This is a genomic window from Gemmatimonadaceae bacterium (genome assembly GCA_036273715.1).
Lineage (GTDB): Bacteria > Gemmatimonadota > Gemmatimonadetes > Gemmatimonadales > Gemmatimonadaceae > JADGGM01.
The window spans coordinates 1-14,497 of record DASUHB010000027.1; the positions used below are offsets into that span (position 1 = coordinate 1).

At 66.3% G+C, this 14,497-nt stretch carries 17 protein-coding genes and 1 riboswitch; of the genes, 11 read left to right on the plus strand and 6 right to left on the minus strand.

Annotated features, from left to right (window positions below):
- Nucleotides 1-284: 284 nt before the first annotated feature.
- Nucleotides 285-872: a DUF502 domain-containing protein gene (locus VFW04_04435; protein ID HEX5178553.1), complete on the minus strand. Its 588-nt coding sequence runs from the start codon at nucleotides 870-872 to the stop codon at nucleotides 285-287.
- Nucleotides 873-914: 42 nt separating this feature from the next.
- Entirely contained in the window at nucleotides 915-2,624 is a 1,710-nt protein-coding gene (locus tag VFW04_04440; protein HEX5178554.1) for a hypothetical protein, read from the minus strand.
- A 162-nt stretch (nucleotides 2,625-2,786) separates the two neighbouring features.
- Between VFW04_04440 and VFW04_04445 the strand changes: the two genes are divergently transcribed.
- Nucleotides 2,787-3,500 carry a DNA-3-methyladenine glycosylase 2 family protein gene (locus VFW04_04445; protein ID HEX5178555.1) on the plus strand — a complete coding sequence of 238 codons (714 nt, stop codon included), beginning with the start codon at nucleotides 2,787-2,789 and terminating at the stop codon, nucleotides 3,498-3,500.
- Nucleotides 3,448-4,647 (plus strand): class I SAM-dependent RNA methyltransferase, encoded by a 1,200-nt coding sequence (locus VFW04_04450; GenBank protein ID HEX5178556.1) that lies wholly within the window; start codon nucleotides 3,448-3,450, stop codon nucleotides 4,645-4,647. The genes VFW04_04445 and VFW04_04450 overlap by 53 nt, the downstream gene beginning before the upstream one ends.
- Nucleotides 4,648-4,651: 4 nt before the next feature.
- On the opposite strand, the gene VFW04_04455 is transcribed toward VFW04_04450, so the two are convergent.
- Both VFW04_04455 and VFW04_04460 read right to left on the minus strand, forming a co-directional pair.
- A complete protein-coding gene (locus tag VFW04_04455; GenBank protein ID HEX5178557.1) occupies nucleotides 4,652-5,017 on the minus strand; it encodes a phage holin family protein in 366 nt (121 codons plus the stop codon).
- Between the two features lie 12 nt (nucleotides 5,018-5,029).
- Nucleotides 5,030-6,298 (minus strand): MFS transporter, encoded by a 1,269-nt coding sequence (locus VFW04_04460; GenBank protein ID HEX5178558.1) that lies wholly within the window; start codon nucleotides 6,296-6,298, stop codon nucleotides 5,030-5,032.
- 190 nt (nucleotides 6,299-6,488) lie between these two features.
- Here VFW04_04460 and VFW04_04465 point away from each other — a divergent pair, with 190 nt between their 5' ends.
- The 6 genes from VFW04_04465 (at nucleotide 6,489) to VFW04_04490 (ending at nucleotide 11,983) form a co-directional block, all read left to right on the plus strand.
- Complete coding sequence (locus VFW04_04465; protein HEX5178559.1) at nucleotides 6,489-7,778, plus strand: ATP-binding protein; 1,290 nt, start codon at nucleotides 6,489-6,491, stop codon at nucleotides 7,776-7,778.
- 29 nt (nucleotides 7,779-7,807) lie between these two features.
- Nucleotides 7,808-7,882, plus strand: a riboswitch (SAM riboswitch).
- Nucleotides 7,883-7,963: 81 nt separating this feature from the next.
- On the plus strand, nucleotides 7,964-9,178 hold the full coding sequence (gene metK, locus VFW04_04470) for a methionine adenosyltransferase (GenBank protein ID HEX5178560.1): 1,215 nt from the start codon (nucleotides 7,964-7,966) through the stop codon (nucleotides 9,176-9,178).
- Between the two features lie 122 nt (nucleotides 9,179-9,300).
- Nucleotides 9,301-10,209, plus strand: coding sequence for a c-type cytochrome (locus tag VFW04_04475; protein HEX5178561.1), 909 nt, complete (start codon nucleotides 9,301-9,303; stop codon nucleotides 10,207-10,209).
- Nucleotides 10,210-10,284: 75 nt separating this feature from the next.
- On the plus strand, nucleotides 10,285-10,956 hold the full coding sequence (locus tag VFW04_04480) for a twin-arginine translocation signal domain-containing protein (GenBank protein HEX5178562.1): 672 nt from the start codon (nucleotides 10,285-10,287) through the stop codon (nucleotides 10,954-10,956).
- A gap of 120 nt (nucleotides 10,957-11,076) precedes the next feature.
- The gene (locus tag VFW04_04485) at nucleotides 11,077-11,490 is read left to right on the plus strand and encodes a hypothetical protein (protein HEX5178563.1); all 414 of its coding nucleotides are present in this window, start codon (nucleotides 11,077-11,079) and stop codon (nucleotides 11,488-11,490) included.
- A 19-nt stretch (nucleotides 11,491-11,509) separates the two neighbouring features.
- Nucleotides 11,510-11,983: a hypothetical protein gene (locus VFW04_04490; protein HEX5178564.1), complete on the plus strand. Its 474-nt coding sequence runs from the start codon at nucleotides 11,510-11,512 to the stop codon at nucleotides 11,981-11,983.
- A 69-nt stretch (nucleotides 11,984-12,052) separates the two neighbouring features.
- Here the strand turns inward: VFW04_04490 and VFW04_04495 are convergent, their stop codons facing one another.
- Together VFW04_04495 and VFW04_04500 are read right to left on the minus strand one after the other, a co-directional pair.
- Nucleotides 12,053-12,436 carry a prepilin-type N-terminal cleavage/methylation domain-containing protein gene (locus VFW04_04495; protein ID HEX5178565.1) on the minus strand — a complete coding sequence of 128 codons (384 nt, stop codon included), beginning with the start codon at nucleotides 12,434-12,436 and terminating at the stop codon, nucleotides 12,053-12,055.
- 512 nt (nucleotides 12,437-12,948) lie between these two features.
- Nucleotides 12,949-13,299, minus strand: a complete 351-nt coding sequence (locus VFW04_04500) for a hypothetical protein (GenBank protein HEX5178566.1) — start codon at nucleotides 13,297-13,299, stop codon at nucleotides 12,949-12,951.
- A 74-nt stretch (nucleotides 13,300-13,373) separates the two neighbouring features.
- Here VFW04_04500 and VFW04_04505 point away from each other — a divergent pair, with 74 nt between their 5' ends.
- The 3 genes from VFW04_04505 to VFW04_04515 all read left to right on the plus strand — a co-directional run.
- Complete coding sequence (locus VFW04_04505; GenBank protein HEX5178567.1) at nucleotides 13,374-13,844, plus strand: hypothetical protein; 471 nt, start codon at nucleotides 13,374-13,376, stop codon at nucleotides 13,842-13,844.
- Nucleotides 13,845-13,846: 2 nt separating this feature from the next.
- On the plus strand, nucleotides 13,847-14,194 hold the full coding sequence (locus VFW04_04510; GenBank protein ID HEX5178568.1) for a hypothetical protein: 348 nt from the start codon (nucleotides 13,847-13,849) through the stop codon (nucleotides 14,192-14,194).
- Between the two features lie 3 nt (nucleotides 14,195-14,197).
- On the plus strand, nucleotides 14,198-14,497 hold a 300-nt coding region (locus VFW04_04515; protein ID HEX5178569.1), incomplete at its 3' end, for a hypothetical protein.

Genomic DNA, 14,497 nt, shown 5'->3' on the forward strand with positions numbered 1-14,497 from the left:
ATGTGGGCGGTCACTTCACCTGCTCGCCTAACGCCGCAAAACGGTGCCCGCGCGGGCCTTCCCATCCGCTACGGCGCTCACACTGTGCAGTGCCAGGCCATTGACAACCTTGCATCACACCCTATTTCCGCAGCCTGCTAGGCCCGCGCCGTGTCCGTTCTTGTCTTTCCGTGTCCGCCTTAGCGCCGTGTCCGTTCTTGTCTTTCCTTGTCCGCCTTCCCGTGTCCGTTCTTGTCTTTCCGCGTCCGCCTTCCCGTGTCCGTTTTTGTCCTTCTGTGTCCGCCCTAAGTCCACGCCGCGTCCGTTCGTGTCTTTCCCTGTCCGCTCTTAAGGGAGCCTGACACGCCCCCCGACACAATGAACGCCAGGACATCCGCGCTGTCCGCGGCCAACGGCCGAACGCGCGTCGACGGCACGATCAGCAGGTTGCCCGAGAACCCATACGACTGCGGCAGGTACACCGCGACGTATCCCGTTAGGCCGAGGACGTCGACCGATTCGGCGGTCACGAAGCCGAGCATGTGGACCTGGTCGCCGGGAGCGATGGCGAGGAGCACCGGCTTGTTGAAGCGCCGTTTCTCGCCGACGAAGGCGTTGAGGAAGTCCCGCGTCGATCCGTACACCAGACGCACGAACGGCAGCCGCTGCAGCGCGCGATCCATCGCCGATACCGCGCCGCGCGCCACCAGGCTCGAGGCGAGCACCCCGATGAGCGTGATCAGCGCGACGGTGATCGCGAAGCCGGCGCCGGGGATCGGCAGCCCGAGCCATTGATCGACCCAGTGAAACACGTCCCAGCACACGTACAGCGTCAGCGCGAGCGGCGCCGTGACGGCCAACCCGCGAATGAAATAGTTGATCAGCCGCCGCATTGCGTCCGTGCGCCGGTCATCGGGTCGCGAGGCGCCGACCCGTCACTGCAATCGGACGATGTAAAGCCGCGCCCCCGGATACGTCACCGGTCCTCCGTTAGGCGCGAGCTCGCCCAACTCGATCGGGCCCGATGACGGGACCCCGACCACATAGTAGTTGGCCGCCGCCGATGCCACCGTGCCCGGCGCCGCGTTCCCCGCCGACACCGTCGCCGCCACCAACGGGAACTGCCCCTGGTTCACCGCCGCTTCGATGCTGCGCAGGTTCCAGCTCAGGTACGTGTATCGGGCCGGCAGGTTCGTGATGCTGTCGTCGCTCGTGTAGAGCGACGGCAGCCAGCCGGCCGTGACCGAGTCGAACGTCGTGCCCGTTCGCGCCACCAGATTCGCCACGCCCGTGTCGGGCCCCGCGACCAACGCACGCGTGAACGCCGCGATGTTCCCATCGCCATAGTGGTCCGCCGAGTACCGCAGCAGCGCCCACGCCGCGCCGCGCACCGCCAACGACGTGTCCGCATCGCCGCTCGTTGCGCCTAACGCACCGGGCTTGAGCATGAACTCGCGCAGGCGGGCCATGTTCTGCCCGAAGAACGCGTTGAAGTTGTTCAGGCTCGGGAAATCCGCCACGTCGGTAATGGTGAGTTTCTGGGTGTCCGTGAAGTTGTCTTCCGCCCGGCCCACCAGCTCCTCGGCGAAGTGCGACAATCCCTCGTTGAGCCACGTGGCTTCGTCCGGCGCGCCCGTGCTCAACCGGACGCCCGCGTTGATCATGTGCTGGAATTCGTGGGCGATCGTTCCGCGAATGTCCTGGCGCACCGACGACGTCGACCGCACGTCGCTGAATTTGCCGGTCGGGTCCGGCGTCAACAGATAGAACAACTCCGATTGGTTGCTCTCGGCGCACTGGCTGACCTGGAACAGGTCGCCGATGAAGAAGAAGCCCTCGAGGATGCTGTTCGAGCCGCGCTTCGTCGCCGCGTTCACCTGCGGCGTGAACAACAGGTACACGTGCGCGTTGTTGTCGACGTCCGACGGACTGCCGAAGTGGTTGGTGTCCGCCGGATAGATGATCTGATCGAACTCCGTCTCGATCGAATCGAACGACGCCGCGCTGAAGCCGCCCGTCGGCGCCGTCACGTCCTGCACGATGATGCCGTGCGTGCCGACCGTCTTCACGACCGCGCGCTGCGTCGTGAACGTCTGGCACGCGTTCGTCGCGTTCGCGTTGGGCACCTTGAAGGTCAACGTATCGCCGACGTTAGGCACGCTCTCCGCGCGCACGCGGCCCGTGCTCCGGCGCAGGAACGCCGACGCCGCCCGCATCGCGCCGGCGTTCTCCAGCAACACGCGCCGTTCCATCGCCCGGATGCGGCCTTCGGCGATCGAGCTGTACATGCCGCCCGCCGCGGGCGATTGGAGCGCCGCGGACCGCAGGCGGTCGCCGGCCGCCACGTCCGCGGATGTCGGCGCCGTCACCGCCAGGTCGTACGATCCCATCACATCCGGATCCGTGTCCGCGTTGCCGGCTACGACCAGGAACGTGCCCGATTGGCCGTTCGTCGTGGCTAACGCGACGCAGTCGAGCGCCGTCGGGTTCGTGACCGCCTGGACGCCGCCCACATCCAGGGTCGCCGTCGTCTTGACCGCCCCACTCGGACACGGCGTCGTGCCACGTTTCGGCTGCGTGGTCGAAGAACCGCACGCGGTGGCGGCGGCAATCGCGGCGATCACCGCGTAGTCTCTCACTCGCATGTGCGGATCCCGGGTTCGTGTGGTGGTGCGCCCGACATGATGATAGCAGGCGCATGCATATTTCGAATCTAGCTGACTAGCCCCGATCGCGCCGCGAAGTTCCTTGCCACAACGACAGCGCGCCTCGACCTGGATGTCCAACGAGGAATAAATTCTCTGCCCATGCACCGCCACGCTATCACCCACCTGCGGCGCGATCCCGTGCTCGCGCGCGTCATGGCCGACGTCGGCCCCTGTCGCTTCGCTCCCCGCAGCGACGGATCGCACTTCGACCACGTCCTGCGGGCCATCGTGTATCAACAACTGTCGGGACGAGCGGCCGCGACCATTCACGGTCGCGTCGTCGCGCTCTTCGATGGCAAACCGTCGGCCGAAGCGCTGCTGAGCGCCACCGACGAACAGCTCCGTTCGGCAGGACTGTCCCGGCAGAAAATCGGCTACCTGCGCGACCTCGCGCAACGTGTGCACTCGGGCGACCTCCCAATCGACCGGCTCCACGAGCTCGCCGATGACGAGGTGATCGCTGCGCTGACCCGCGTCAAAGGCATTGGCCGTTGGACCGCGCACATGTTCTTGATGTTTCGGTTGGGCCGCCCGGATGTGCTCCCCGACCTCGACCTCGGCATCCGGAAGGCAATTCAGCTGGCCTATCGCCTGCGACGAATGCCTAACAGCGACCGCGTGCACGCCATCGGCGCCGCCTGGGCGCCGCACCGCACCATTGCGTGCTGGTATCTGTGGCGGAGCCTCGATCAGCCGGCGGCGCCCGGCGCGCCGGGGAAAACGCGGAAACGGAAGCATGCCGTGTCGCGGACGAAGCCGGGTGCCGCACCCCGCGCTCGACCGGCTCGCACGTCGGCTCGTGCCCGCCGCTAACGCGCCCCGGCCCCCGTTCGAGCTGTTCGCGATCTGTGCGCCGGGTCTCGAGCGCCTGGCGGCCCGTGAGCTCGAAAGCCTGTCCCTCACGCCGCACGACATCACACCGGGCGGCGTGTCCTTTCGGGGCGGTGTCGAGGCCGTGTGGCGCGCGAACCTCTGGCTCCGCACCGCCAGCCGCGTGGTCGTGCGCCTCGGCTCCTTTCGCGCCCGTGCGTTAGGCGAGCTCGAGCGGCGGGCCCGCGACCTGCCGTGGGACACGGTCCTGCCCGCCCGGTGCGCCGTTCGCGTCCGCGCGACTGCGCACAAGTCGCGGCTCTATCACACCGCCGCCATCGCCGAGCGCGTTGCCGCGAGCATCACCGCGCGGGTGCCGGGGGCAACGTTCGCCGGCGCCGCCGCGAAAGACGAAACGGCCGGCGACGCCGACGCGGCGCATGCGTTAGTCATCGTGCGCGTGGCCCACGACACGTGTCTCCTGAGCGCGGACAGCTCCGGCGACCTGCTGCACCGGCGCGGCTATCGCTTCCAAACCGCCAAGGCGCCGATGCGCGAGACGCTTGCGGCCGCGATGCTGCTCGCGTCGGAATGGGACGGACGCGCGCCGCTCGTCGACCCCTTCTGCGGATCCGGCACCATTCCGATCGAAGCGGCCCTCATCGCGCGGCGCATTCCGCCTGGCGCGCGACGACGTTTCGCCTTCGAACAGTGGCCTGGATTCTCTGCTTCCCGCTGGCGCCGCATGGTCGACGCGGCGCTCGGCGCCGCGTCGCCCACGGCGCCGGCCGCGATCCACGCCTCCGACCGCGACGCCGGCGCGATCGGCGCTGCCCGTGACAACGCCGATCGCGCCGGCGTCGCGTCCGACATCAGCTTCTCGCAGCAGCCGTTGTCCTCGCTCACCCTGCCGCGCCAACCGGGATGGATCGTCACGAACCCGCCCTATGGCGTCCGCGTCGGCGACCGCGCGGCTGCACGCGACGTTTACCAGGAGCTCGGCCGCCTGCTCCGGGGCCCCGGCGTCGAGTGGCGCGCGGTGATGATGCTCGCCGACCGTGCGTTAGGCAGAGAGATCGGCGTCGATTCGCACCGGCTCGCGCACACGTCCAACGGGGGCATCCCCGTCGACATCGCCGCGTTCCCCTGACCGCCTACTCGGTTTCCCGATCCGGAACCAGCAGCGAGAGCAGGAAGCTCACGATGCTGACCACCAGCGCGCCCCAGAAGGCCGCCGCGAACCCGCGCACATGGAAGCGCAAGCCGAAGGCAGCGGCCACCGGACTCGCGAGCCAGAGCATGAACGCGTTGAGGACGAACGTGAACAGGCCCAACGTGATCAGAAACAGCGGGAACGTGAAGAACTTGAGCACCGGCCGCACGATCGCGTTCAACACCCCGAACACGAGCGCTACGCCGAGCAGCCCGAGCCAACCGCCCTCGTAACTGATGCCGATGATGAGGCGCGTCGCCGCCCACAGCGCCGCAGCGGTGATGATCAGCCGGATGAGAAACCGCATGCATCCTCCCCGTTAGCCGTTTCCCGCCTCGAGCTCCGGTCCCCAGTCTTCGGCGGCGAGATTGCCCATCTCGCGCAGCTCCGGCCACAATCGTGCCACGGCCAGCACCACGACAATCGTGATGACGCCGCCCGCGACGACCGAGATCACGGGTCCCAGCCACGCCGCCGTCACCCCGGATTCGAATCCGCCTAACTCGTTCGACGTGTCGATGAACACGCCGTTCACCGCCGATACGCGTCCCCGCATCGCATCCGGCGTGCGCAGCTGGACCAGCGTGTGGCGCACGACGACGCTGATGTTGTCCAACCCGCCCGCCAGCAGCAAGAGCCCCATCGAGAGCGCGAACGATCGCGACAACCCGAAGCCGATCGTCGCCGCGCCGAACCCCGCCACCGCCATCAGCAGGCTGCGCCCCGCGCGCCGCATCGGCGGACGGTGCGTGATCGCGATCGCCATCACGAACGCCCCGATCGATGGCGCCGCGCGCAGCCATCCGAACCCGGCGGGTCCGACGTGCAAGATGTCTTTCGCGAAAATCGGCAGCAGCGTCGCGGCGCCGCCGAAGAGCACCGCGAACAGGTCGAGCGTGATCGCCGCCAGAATCACCTTCGTCCGCCACACGTACACCACGCCGGCCACGAGATTCGAGACGGTCATGGCCTTCGACTTGCCCGTCTGATCCACCCGTCGCGCACGAATGGTCCACGCGCAAACGAAGAACGCCAGCGCCAGCGCCGCATCCACAAGGTACACCGCGCCCGCACGGCGCCGGATGCCGATGATCGCGCCGCCTAACGCAGGACCGACCACCGACGCGATCTGAAAGCCGCTGCTGTTCCACGTCACGGCGTTGGCAAAATCCTGCGGCGCCACGAGCTGCGGCAGCATCGCCGCCGTTGCCGGCCGGTTGAACGCCAGCGCGATGCCGATGATGAACAACGCCACATACACCAGCGGGATCGGACCGCGCTCGAACGACAACGCCGCGAGAACCAACGAGCACGCCGCCAGAACCAGCTGCGTGATCAGGACGATGCCCCGCCGTTCCCGGCGATCGGCCAGATGCCCCGATGGAAGCGCAAGCGCCACGATCGGCACCACCAGCACGAGCCCCACAAGGCCGAGCGCCAGCGCGGAGTGCGTTCGCTCGTACAGTTCCCACCCAATGCCGACGTCCAACATCTGCTGGCCGGTCGTCGACAGCACACGACCAGCCAGAAACAGGCGGAAGTCGCGTACGCGCAGCGCCGCGTACGGATCGTGAGAGTCTCTTGCCACCGAAGCAGTCGAAGGAGCGCGCAAGCTATCCACTTCGCTGTATCGTGGAAAGCACGAGGCATTGTACGACCGATGCGTTATCGGCCACGCAGGGTATATTCTTGGTCAGAATGTGGGGAAATCGCCATCAACGCCGGTCCCGACCGCGTGTCGGCAGCGCAGGGAATCGGATCGAGGTGATCCGATAGCCATGGACGAGTACAGCGACGACCCTGTCCAGCTCCTCGCGATAGCTCGGCGCGCAGCGGTTCAAGCAGCGACCCTGCAACATCTGACGGCGGCGCTTTCGAGCACGCTCAGCGAAGAACAGGTCGGTGCTGTCGTGTTGCGTGAGGCGCTGCCGGCGTTCGGCGCCGCGGCCGGCGATGTCGTCTTGCTCGACGACGATGATCGCACGTTTCGCGTTCTCTGTTGGATGGGCTATCCCGAGCACCTCGTCCGCTCGTGGATGCGCTATCCCGTCGATACCGGCACGCCCGGTGGCGACGTCGTTCGCCGCGCCGCGCCGGTCTTCCTCGATTCGTTCGCCGAATGGGAACAACACTACCCGCGCGTTGCGCCGATCATTCGTGAGGTGCATCTGGCGGCGTATGCTGGGCTGCCGCTCGTGTTTGGCGGGCGGCTCCGCGGCGTCGTCAGCTTCAACTTTCCCGAACGTCGCTCGTTTTCGCCCGAAGAGCGCGCAATGCTGTTGGCCTTCGCCGCACAGTGCGCTCAGGCGCTGGAGCGCGCCCGCCTGTTCTCCGCCGAGCAACGCGCACGACTGGACGCCGAGTCCGCGATGCGCGCCAAGGGCGACTTCCTCGCCGTCATGAGTCACGAGCTGCGCACGCCGCTCACATCGATCCTCGGCTATCAGGAGCTGCTGGCCGACGGCATCAGCGGTCCGGTGACCGAGCTGCAGCGCCAGCATCTGTCGCGCATCGAGGCGAGCGCGTCTCACCTCCTCGCTCTCATCGACGAGTTGCTCACGTTCTCGAGACTCGAGGCGGGCCGCGAGAGCGTGAAGCTCGAGCCCGTGCGTCTTGCAACTGTTGTCGATGCAGCCGCTGCCTTGGTCGCGCCGCTGGCTGCAGCTAAATCACTGCCCGTGATCGTGGAGCCCGTGCCGGCACTCGGCGGACAGGACCTTTCAACCACCACGGATTGCACGAAGCTGCAGCAGGTGCTCGTCAACCTGTTGTCGAATGCGATCAAGTTCACTGAGCGCGGACAGGTCGCCGTGTCCACCCGTGCCTTGGACAACGAAGTCGTGATCGACGTCCGCGATACCGGCATTGGCATCGCTCCCGAACATCTCGGTCACATCTTTGAACCGTTCAGCCAGATCGAGCGGCTGTCGACGCGCAGCACCGGCGGCACCGGACTTGGTCTCAGTGTTTCGCGTCAGCTCTTGGCGTTGCTCGGCGGGTCGCTCGGCGTCGAGAGTACGCTCGGGCAGGGAAGCGTATTTCGCGTTCGATTGCCGCTGACACGTTGACATCGTGCTGGTGCCCGGCCAACTTGAAGGGACAATTCCGCGGCGATTTGAAGCGATTGCGGCCGCGTAAAAAATTCCGCTAAACCGCTCACCTGATGGTCAAACAGCCCGGGGGCGGTATCCGCCCACCGGGCTGAGTTGTTTTCGCGCACGGTGGCGGGGTTGCACACAAGAGGAGCCACTTCATGACGCCCGCCCGTTCCGATTCTTTCGTGTTCTCCAGCGAGTCCGTGTCCGAGGGTCATCCGGACAAGCTCGCCGATCGCATCAGCGATGCCGTGCTCGACCTCCACCTCGCGCGTGACCCGCGCTCGCGTGTCGCGTGTGAAGTCCTCGTGACGCATAACTTCGTGTGCATCGCGGGCGAAACGCGCTGTGCGGAAGCCGTGAGCCGCGATGAAGTGGAACGCTTGGCGCGACAGGTCATTCGGGACACCGGCTACGACGGCTTCGACGATCGATTCGGGCACGAGAGCGCCCGCATCGACGTCCGCCTGCAGCCGCAGTCGAACGAAATCGGCTCCGCGGTCGACAAGAAAACCGCGGCGGACCAACAGGGAGCCGGCGACCAGGGATTGATGTTCGGCTATGCGACGAGCGAAACGCCCTCCCTCATGCCGGCGGCCATCACGTATGCGCACGGGTTGGTGGAGGAGCTTGCTCGGCGGCGTAAGGCAGGCGACGCGTCGTGGATCCGCCCCGACGCGAAGTCGCAGGTCTCGGTGCGCTATCGCGATGGCCGCCCAACGGACGTGACGCGCATCGTCGTCTCGACTCAGCACGCGCCGACGGTGACGCAGGCGGCGATCCGCGACTACGTCATTGCCACCGTCATTCCGGAAGTGATTCCGGAGGCGATGCTGCCCACGGGATGGCGCGACACGGTGCTGGTGAATCCGAGCGGCGCCTTCTCCGAAGGTGGCCCGGCGACCGATACCGGCCTAACGGGACGCAAGATCATCGTCGACACGTATGGCGGCGCCGCGCGCCACGGCGGGGGCGCATTCAGCGGGAAGGACCCGTCCAAAGTCGACCGTTCCGCTGCGTACGCGGCCCGATGGGTGGCGAAGAACGTCGTCGCCGCCGGCCTGGCGGAGCGCTGCGAGGTGCAGGTGGCCTATGCGATCGGCGTGGCACGACCTGTCTCGGTGATGGTCGAGACGTTCGGCACATCCGATCTCCCGCGCGCAGAGCTCGAGGCTCGCGTTGCTTCGGCCTTCGACCTCACGCCGTACGCCATCATCCGCGATCTCGAGCTGTTGCGGCCCATTTATTATCCGACGGCCGCATACGGCCATTTCGGCCGGGAGCCAGGCCCGCAGGGAACGTTCAGTTGGGAGTCGCCGTCGCGTGCGAGTGCGCTGCAGGACGAGGCGCGCGTGGTATCTGCAATCAGTTGACCTGCGCGCGAAATGCTCTGGCGTTTCTTCTCTGGGCGCGCTAGGATCGGCAGTACGTTTGTCACGGATTGCTCACGCGGCGTGGCGGGGGAAATCCGTGACGTACCCGCCAGCCCTGTCGCATGCGCCTTCCCATCCTCCTCCGTCCATGTCATCTGCACGCCGGTTGCGTGGTGGTGTTGGTGGCATCGCTCCTGGCGTGTCGCGGATCGTCTCCGCCGGCCGTGGAAAAGAGCGCGCCGGCAGCGCCGACGCCCGCCGCCGGTGATGTGGTCCCCATGCGGCCGCCCAGCGACAGCGCGATTCCGTCCGGTGCGTTAGGCGCCTCCATCCGGCGCGGCCAGGCGCTGCTTATTGCCACGCGCGACAGCCTGCCGGCGTACGCGCCAAGCGGCCTGCGCTGCGTGAGCTGTCATCTCGACGACGGCCGGCGCGCGCACGCATCGCCATTCGTCGGCGTCTATGCGCGCTATCCGGTCTACAATGCGCGGAGCGGTGAGGCGTACACGATCGAAGATCGGATCAACGACTGCTTTCGTCGCAGCCTGAACGGACGCGCGCTGCCGATGGGCAGCCCGGACATGCGCGACATCGTCGTCTACTTCGCCTGGTTGTCGCGCGGCGTTCCGGTCGGCGCAGCCGTCGAAGGGCAGGGGCTCGCGAAGCTCACGCCGCTTGCCGGCGATACGACGCGCGGCCGCGCACTGTTCGGCGCCCAGTGCGCGCGCTGTCACGGAGCCACGGGAGGCGGCACGACGGTCGCGCCGCCGCTCTGGGGCAAGGCGTCGTTCAACATCGGAGCCGGGATGAGCCGCGTGCGAACGGCGGCGGCGTTCATCAGGTACAACATGCCGTTCGACCGGCCGGGATCGCTCGACGATCAACAGGCATTCGACGTCGCGTCGTACATTACGTCGCGCCCCCGACCGGACTTTCCCGGTAAGGAAAACGATTGGCCTAACGGAGGCGCTCCGCCCGATGCCGCATACCGGACGCGTGCCGCCGCATCGAAGGACACCGCACGACACTAGCGGTCCATGAATGCCGTAGGCAGTACCTGCCGTCCACCGCTTCTCGGGACTTCAACACGACTCAGGAGGCAGCACATGATCGACGACTCATCCTCGGCCACGCCCCGACGCGAATTCCTGGGCAAGGTTGCGGCCGCGTCCATTGCGTTAGGCTTGGGCGGCGCCTTGCCCCAACGACTGAACGCCGCCGTCGATGCGGCAGCGCCCGACGTCGAAAAGTGGCCGGACGTTCACGGCAAACATCGCCAGATGTACGATGCCGTGAGCTGGAACCACGGCCTCTCCCTCGTCTGGGCGATGATCTTCCTCGACACCAACAAGGCTTCGAGCAATCTGGACGACAAAGACCTGAGCGCCGTCGTGGTGATGCGCCACGAGGGAATTGCGCTTGCCTTCACCGATCCGATCTGGAAGAAGTACAAGCTCGGCGAGGCGTTCAAGATCGACGATCCGGCCACAAAGGCGCCGGCCGAGCGGAATCCGTTCTTCCACGCCAAGGAAGGCGAGCTGATGTTCCCGGGGATGGACATCGCAAAACTGATGGACCGCGGCGTGACGTTCGGCTGCTGCAACGTCGCACTCACTGTTTACAGCGGGATGCGCGCCGACGCCCTCGGTATCGACAAGGACACCGCGAAGAAGGAGTGGACCGCCGGCCTCATACCGGGCTTCACCTTGCTGCCGAGCGGCGTGTGGGGCGTGAATCGCGCGCAGGAACACGGCTGCAGCTACTGCTACGCATCGTAGCGGAATTCGCGACCGACGGGCGGGCGTGCGCGCCCGCCTCGTCGGCTGTTGAGACCGGCGTCGGATCTGTTTCACAACCCGAAACGATTGTCACGACCGTCGGCACTATATTGCCGCATCATGCGCGCAGTATGCATCTCGCGGCACGTCTATCTGGGTGAGCACATCTGCTCGATCATGCGGAGCGCCGGCATCGACTGCGAGTCGGTGATCGGTCTGCGTGAGGGGATGGATGCGTCACGCCTCACGCGGTTTGATGTTGTGATCTGTGACTACGACTTGCTCGCGACGGCGCCCCGTCAGGAATGGCAGCTCCCCTCGGCGCGCGACACTGTGCCGATCGTTGCGGTGAGCCTCACGCGGCGACCCGAAGAAGCGCACCTGGTAGACGGGCGGACCATCAGCGGCTTCTTGTACCTTCCTTCGGCGGATAGCGCTGCCGTCGAGCGCACGGTGCTCGACGCGACCAAGCGATCGGCCCGCGAGCGGGCCCGCGATCTCGAGATCCCGCTTCGAATTGTCCGAGACGACTGATTCCGCGTTGCGTGTGCGAATGCAGACAGCATGCGTCATGTCGCTCGCGATCCTGGTCGTGGCGTGTCAGCGCGCCGGCGACGCATCAGCGCACGCGGCGCGCGCGCCGTCGGCAGCGGCGCTCTCACCTGCTGACAGCGCAGCGTTGGCTCGCGACGCGTGGTCGGTTCCGGAAATCATCCGCCGCGTGCGAGAGGCGGGTCTGGGCCTTACGGACTCGGGCGAGACAGTGCGACAGCCCGGCCTGCACCAGACGGGTCACGTACTGCACCTCGGACAGGGCACGCTCACGGTGTTCATCTACCCCGGCCGCGGCGCCCGCGTTCGCGACGCGGCAGGCCTCGATACCACGCTGCACGGCATGCCGACGCTCGACACGCCGCATTACATCCTGTCAGGCAATCTGATTGCCATTCTCGTCACGCCAAACGATGCGACGGTGGAACGCGTGACTAACGCGCTGACGGCGCGCCACACGCGGGGACCGCCGTGATGGTCGAACGCAAAAGAAAACGGGCCAGGCTTTTCGCCTGGCCCGTTCTCTCATGCTGAAAGCCTAACCTTAGTTGCAGACCACCACGCCGTCGACGCCGATACCGGTCGTGTCCGTGCCCGTGCCGATCTTGCAGCTCGTGATGCTGGTCACGCGGGCGTTGGTCATCGTCGCCTTCCAACCCGTGGTCGTCGCGTCGTCGATCGTCAACGAGTTGCCGGTCGAGGTGTTGAAGTTCAACGCGGTCGTGTCGGTCGAGTACGTGTTCTTATCGGAGTAATAAGCCTCTTCCGACGTCGCCAAGTTCTTGAGGTCCGACTTCATCGAGGCGATGTACGCCTTCTCCTTCGTGCTCGCGAACTTCGGAATCGCGATCGCCGCGAGGATGCCGATGATGACCACAACGATCAGCAGCTCGATCAGCGTGAAGCCCTTCTTTCCGGTGAAACGCATGAGAGTGATCCTCCGGGATCAGTTGTTCGCGAGCGACCTCGCGATTCGGTGACAGCGTGGGTTCGGCCAGGGAGTTAAGCAGGGGAGGTGCCAGCTTCGACCATTTTGCTAAGTTGCTGTGCTATAACGAGTTGTGCAGCGCATTCGAAGCTTTGTGGGTGGGTTTGCGGTAGCGAATTGCAACCTGCATGGTGAATTGCAACCCCTCACTGCCCGCGCACTGCCGCTCCCGATCTCACGCTTGTGTACTCGGCAAACGCCGCTATGCCGCGCTGCCAGTCCGTTCGCTAACGGCCTACGAGGCGAAGACGATCAATTGTGGCCAAGGTAAAGCCACATGCGGGGTTGAAGAGAGCACATCCTTGCACGGCGAATCGAACGAATTCGGCCGATGAACGTCCTTCACATTTCGCATCGCCATCCGGTAATCCCGCCCGACGTTTCCCTCCTATACATTTCGGCGCCGTACGTCGTGGGCCGGAGCGCCTCGACCGGCGTTGCCTTACAACGGCTTACGCGACGACCCGAAGAGAGGTACCACGAGAGGTACCTTTTTCGGCGGCAGCACGAGCAGCAGCCGTGAGGCACCAGGGCATGCACTCGTCGCGCACGCGCTGGTACCGCGCCATCACGGCCGGGTCGTCGAGGAAGTCCTCGATCCGATACTCGACGTGTTCGCCTAGCTTCACGACACCACGATTGAGCTGGTGATCGTAGATCGCCTGCACCTTCTCGCTGGCGTGTCCCGACCAGTCGCGCACCTCACCCGGCCGGATCGGCATACCGCCGGGCATGAGCCGAACCGCGTGGGTCACGAAGGTGTGCCGGAGCTCGTGCTGCGTGTAGCGCTCGACGCCGATCAATCGGCAGAGCTGGTCGAGGAAGTTCTCAGGCCCGCGACCGCGAGACCACGATCACCCGCCGACTCGGGCTAGCGATGTCCGAGGGGATCGACACGTCGCCGATCAAACGCGACCTGGCGGACTGCCGCGACGAGATCACCGGGCTCGAGGCCGCGTTGCCGGTCTACGCCGAGGCGATCGAGAACGCCCGGTTAGACGCCTCGGCTGCTCGGCACAGCGCGATCCGCGACCAGCTCGACGTCGTCGTCGCGAAGCGCCGCGAAGCCGCCCAGGCCGCCCAGTTGGCGATGGCCGACCTCGTCGACGCCGTCAATCAGGTTGCCGCGTTAGGCCTCCAGACGGTGTCGCTCAGCAAGCAATTGGGGCTCCCGTACCCCGACCGGTTAGGCAACCACCACGTGCTCCCGCTGTGGCTTGCCGCGAACGTGCTTTCCTGCTCGCCTGAAGGCTTGGCGGGTTGGCCGAGCGCGGGGGCAAACCCGCAATACGCCTCGGCCGGGTTGCCGTCGCTCGAAGAAGAGGCACTATCACGGGAGGGACTCTAACCATGAAGACACCACTGGAAGCGCTCCACGAGCAGTTCCCGCCGAACGCAGGCGAACCCGCCGCGGCGTATCGCCTGAGACTCGTCAAAGAGAACAAGGCGCGGTTCTACACCCGGGCCGACGTCCGCGCACCACAGGCGTACAAGGCCGCCGAGGCCGAGTGCGCGTCGTTAGGCGCCGAGATGGTCATCCTGCCGAACGAGGAGCCGAGCTTCGCGACGCGTGGCGGTGAGTCGGGCAAGACGCCGGTCACCATCAAGCGCAGCGAGGCGAAGGACATGCGGAAGTACATGGCGGCGAAGGAACAGGCCGCGAAGCAGGGCGTCGACCTGCAGGTCGTCGACGACTGACCCATGAGCGCCACGGAGCAAGACACCGAGCCGCTGTACAACGACCAAGGGCAGCGGCTTTGCGGCGCGCTGCGGCCTAACGGGAAGCGGTGTGAGCGGCTCCCCGACAGGGCGAACGGCCTGCTGTGCTACCGCCACGCGCAGCCACGCGGTGAGGACGGCAAGGCACCCAAGCGCGGCAAGACGTGGCTCGACGACCGCACCGGAGTCGATGCCAGCTACGTCGACACGCTGCGCCTCGGCTTCGACCCCGCCGCTGGTGACATGCAGTTCGAGATCGAGCTGACGAACCGGCACATCAAC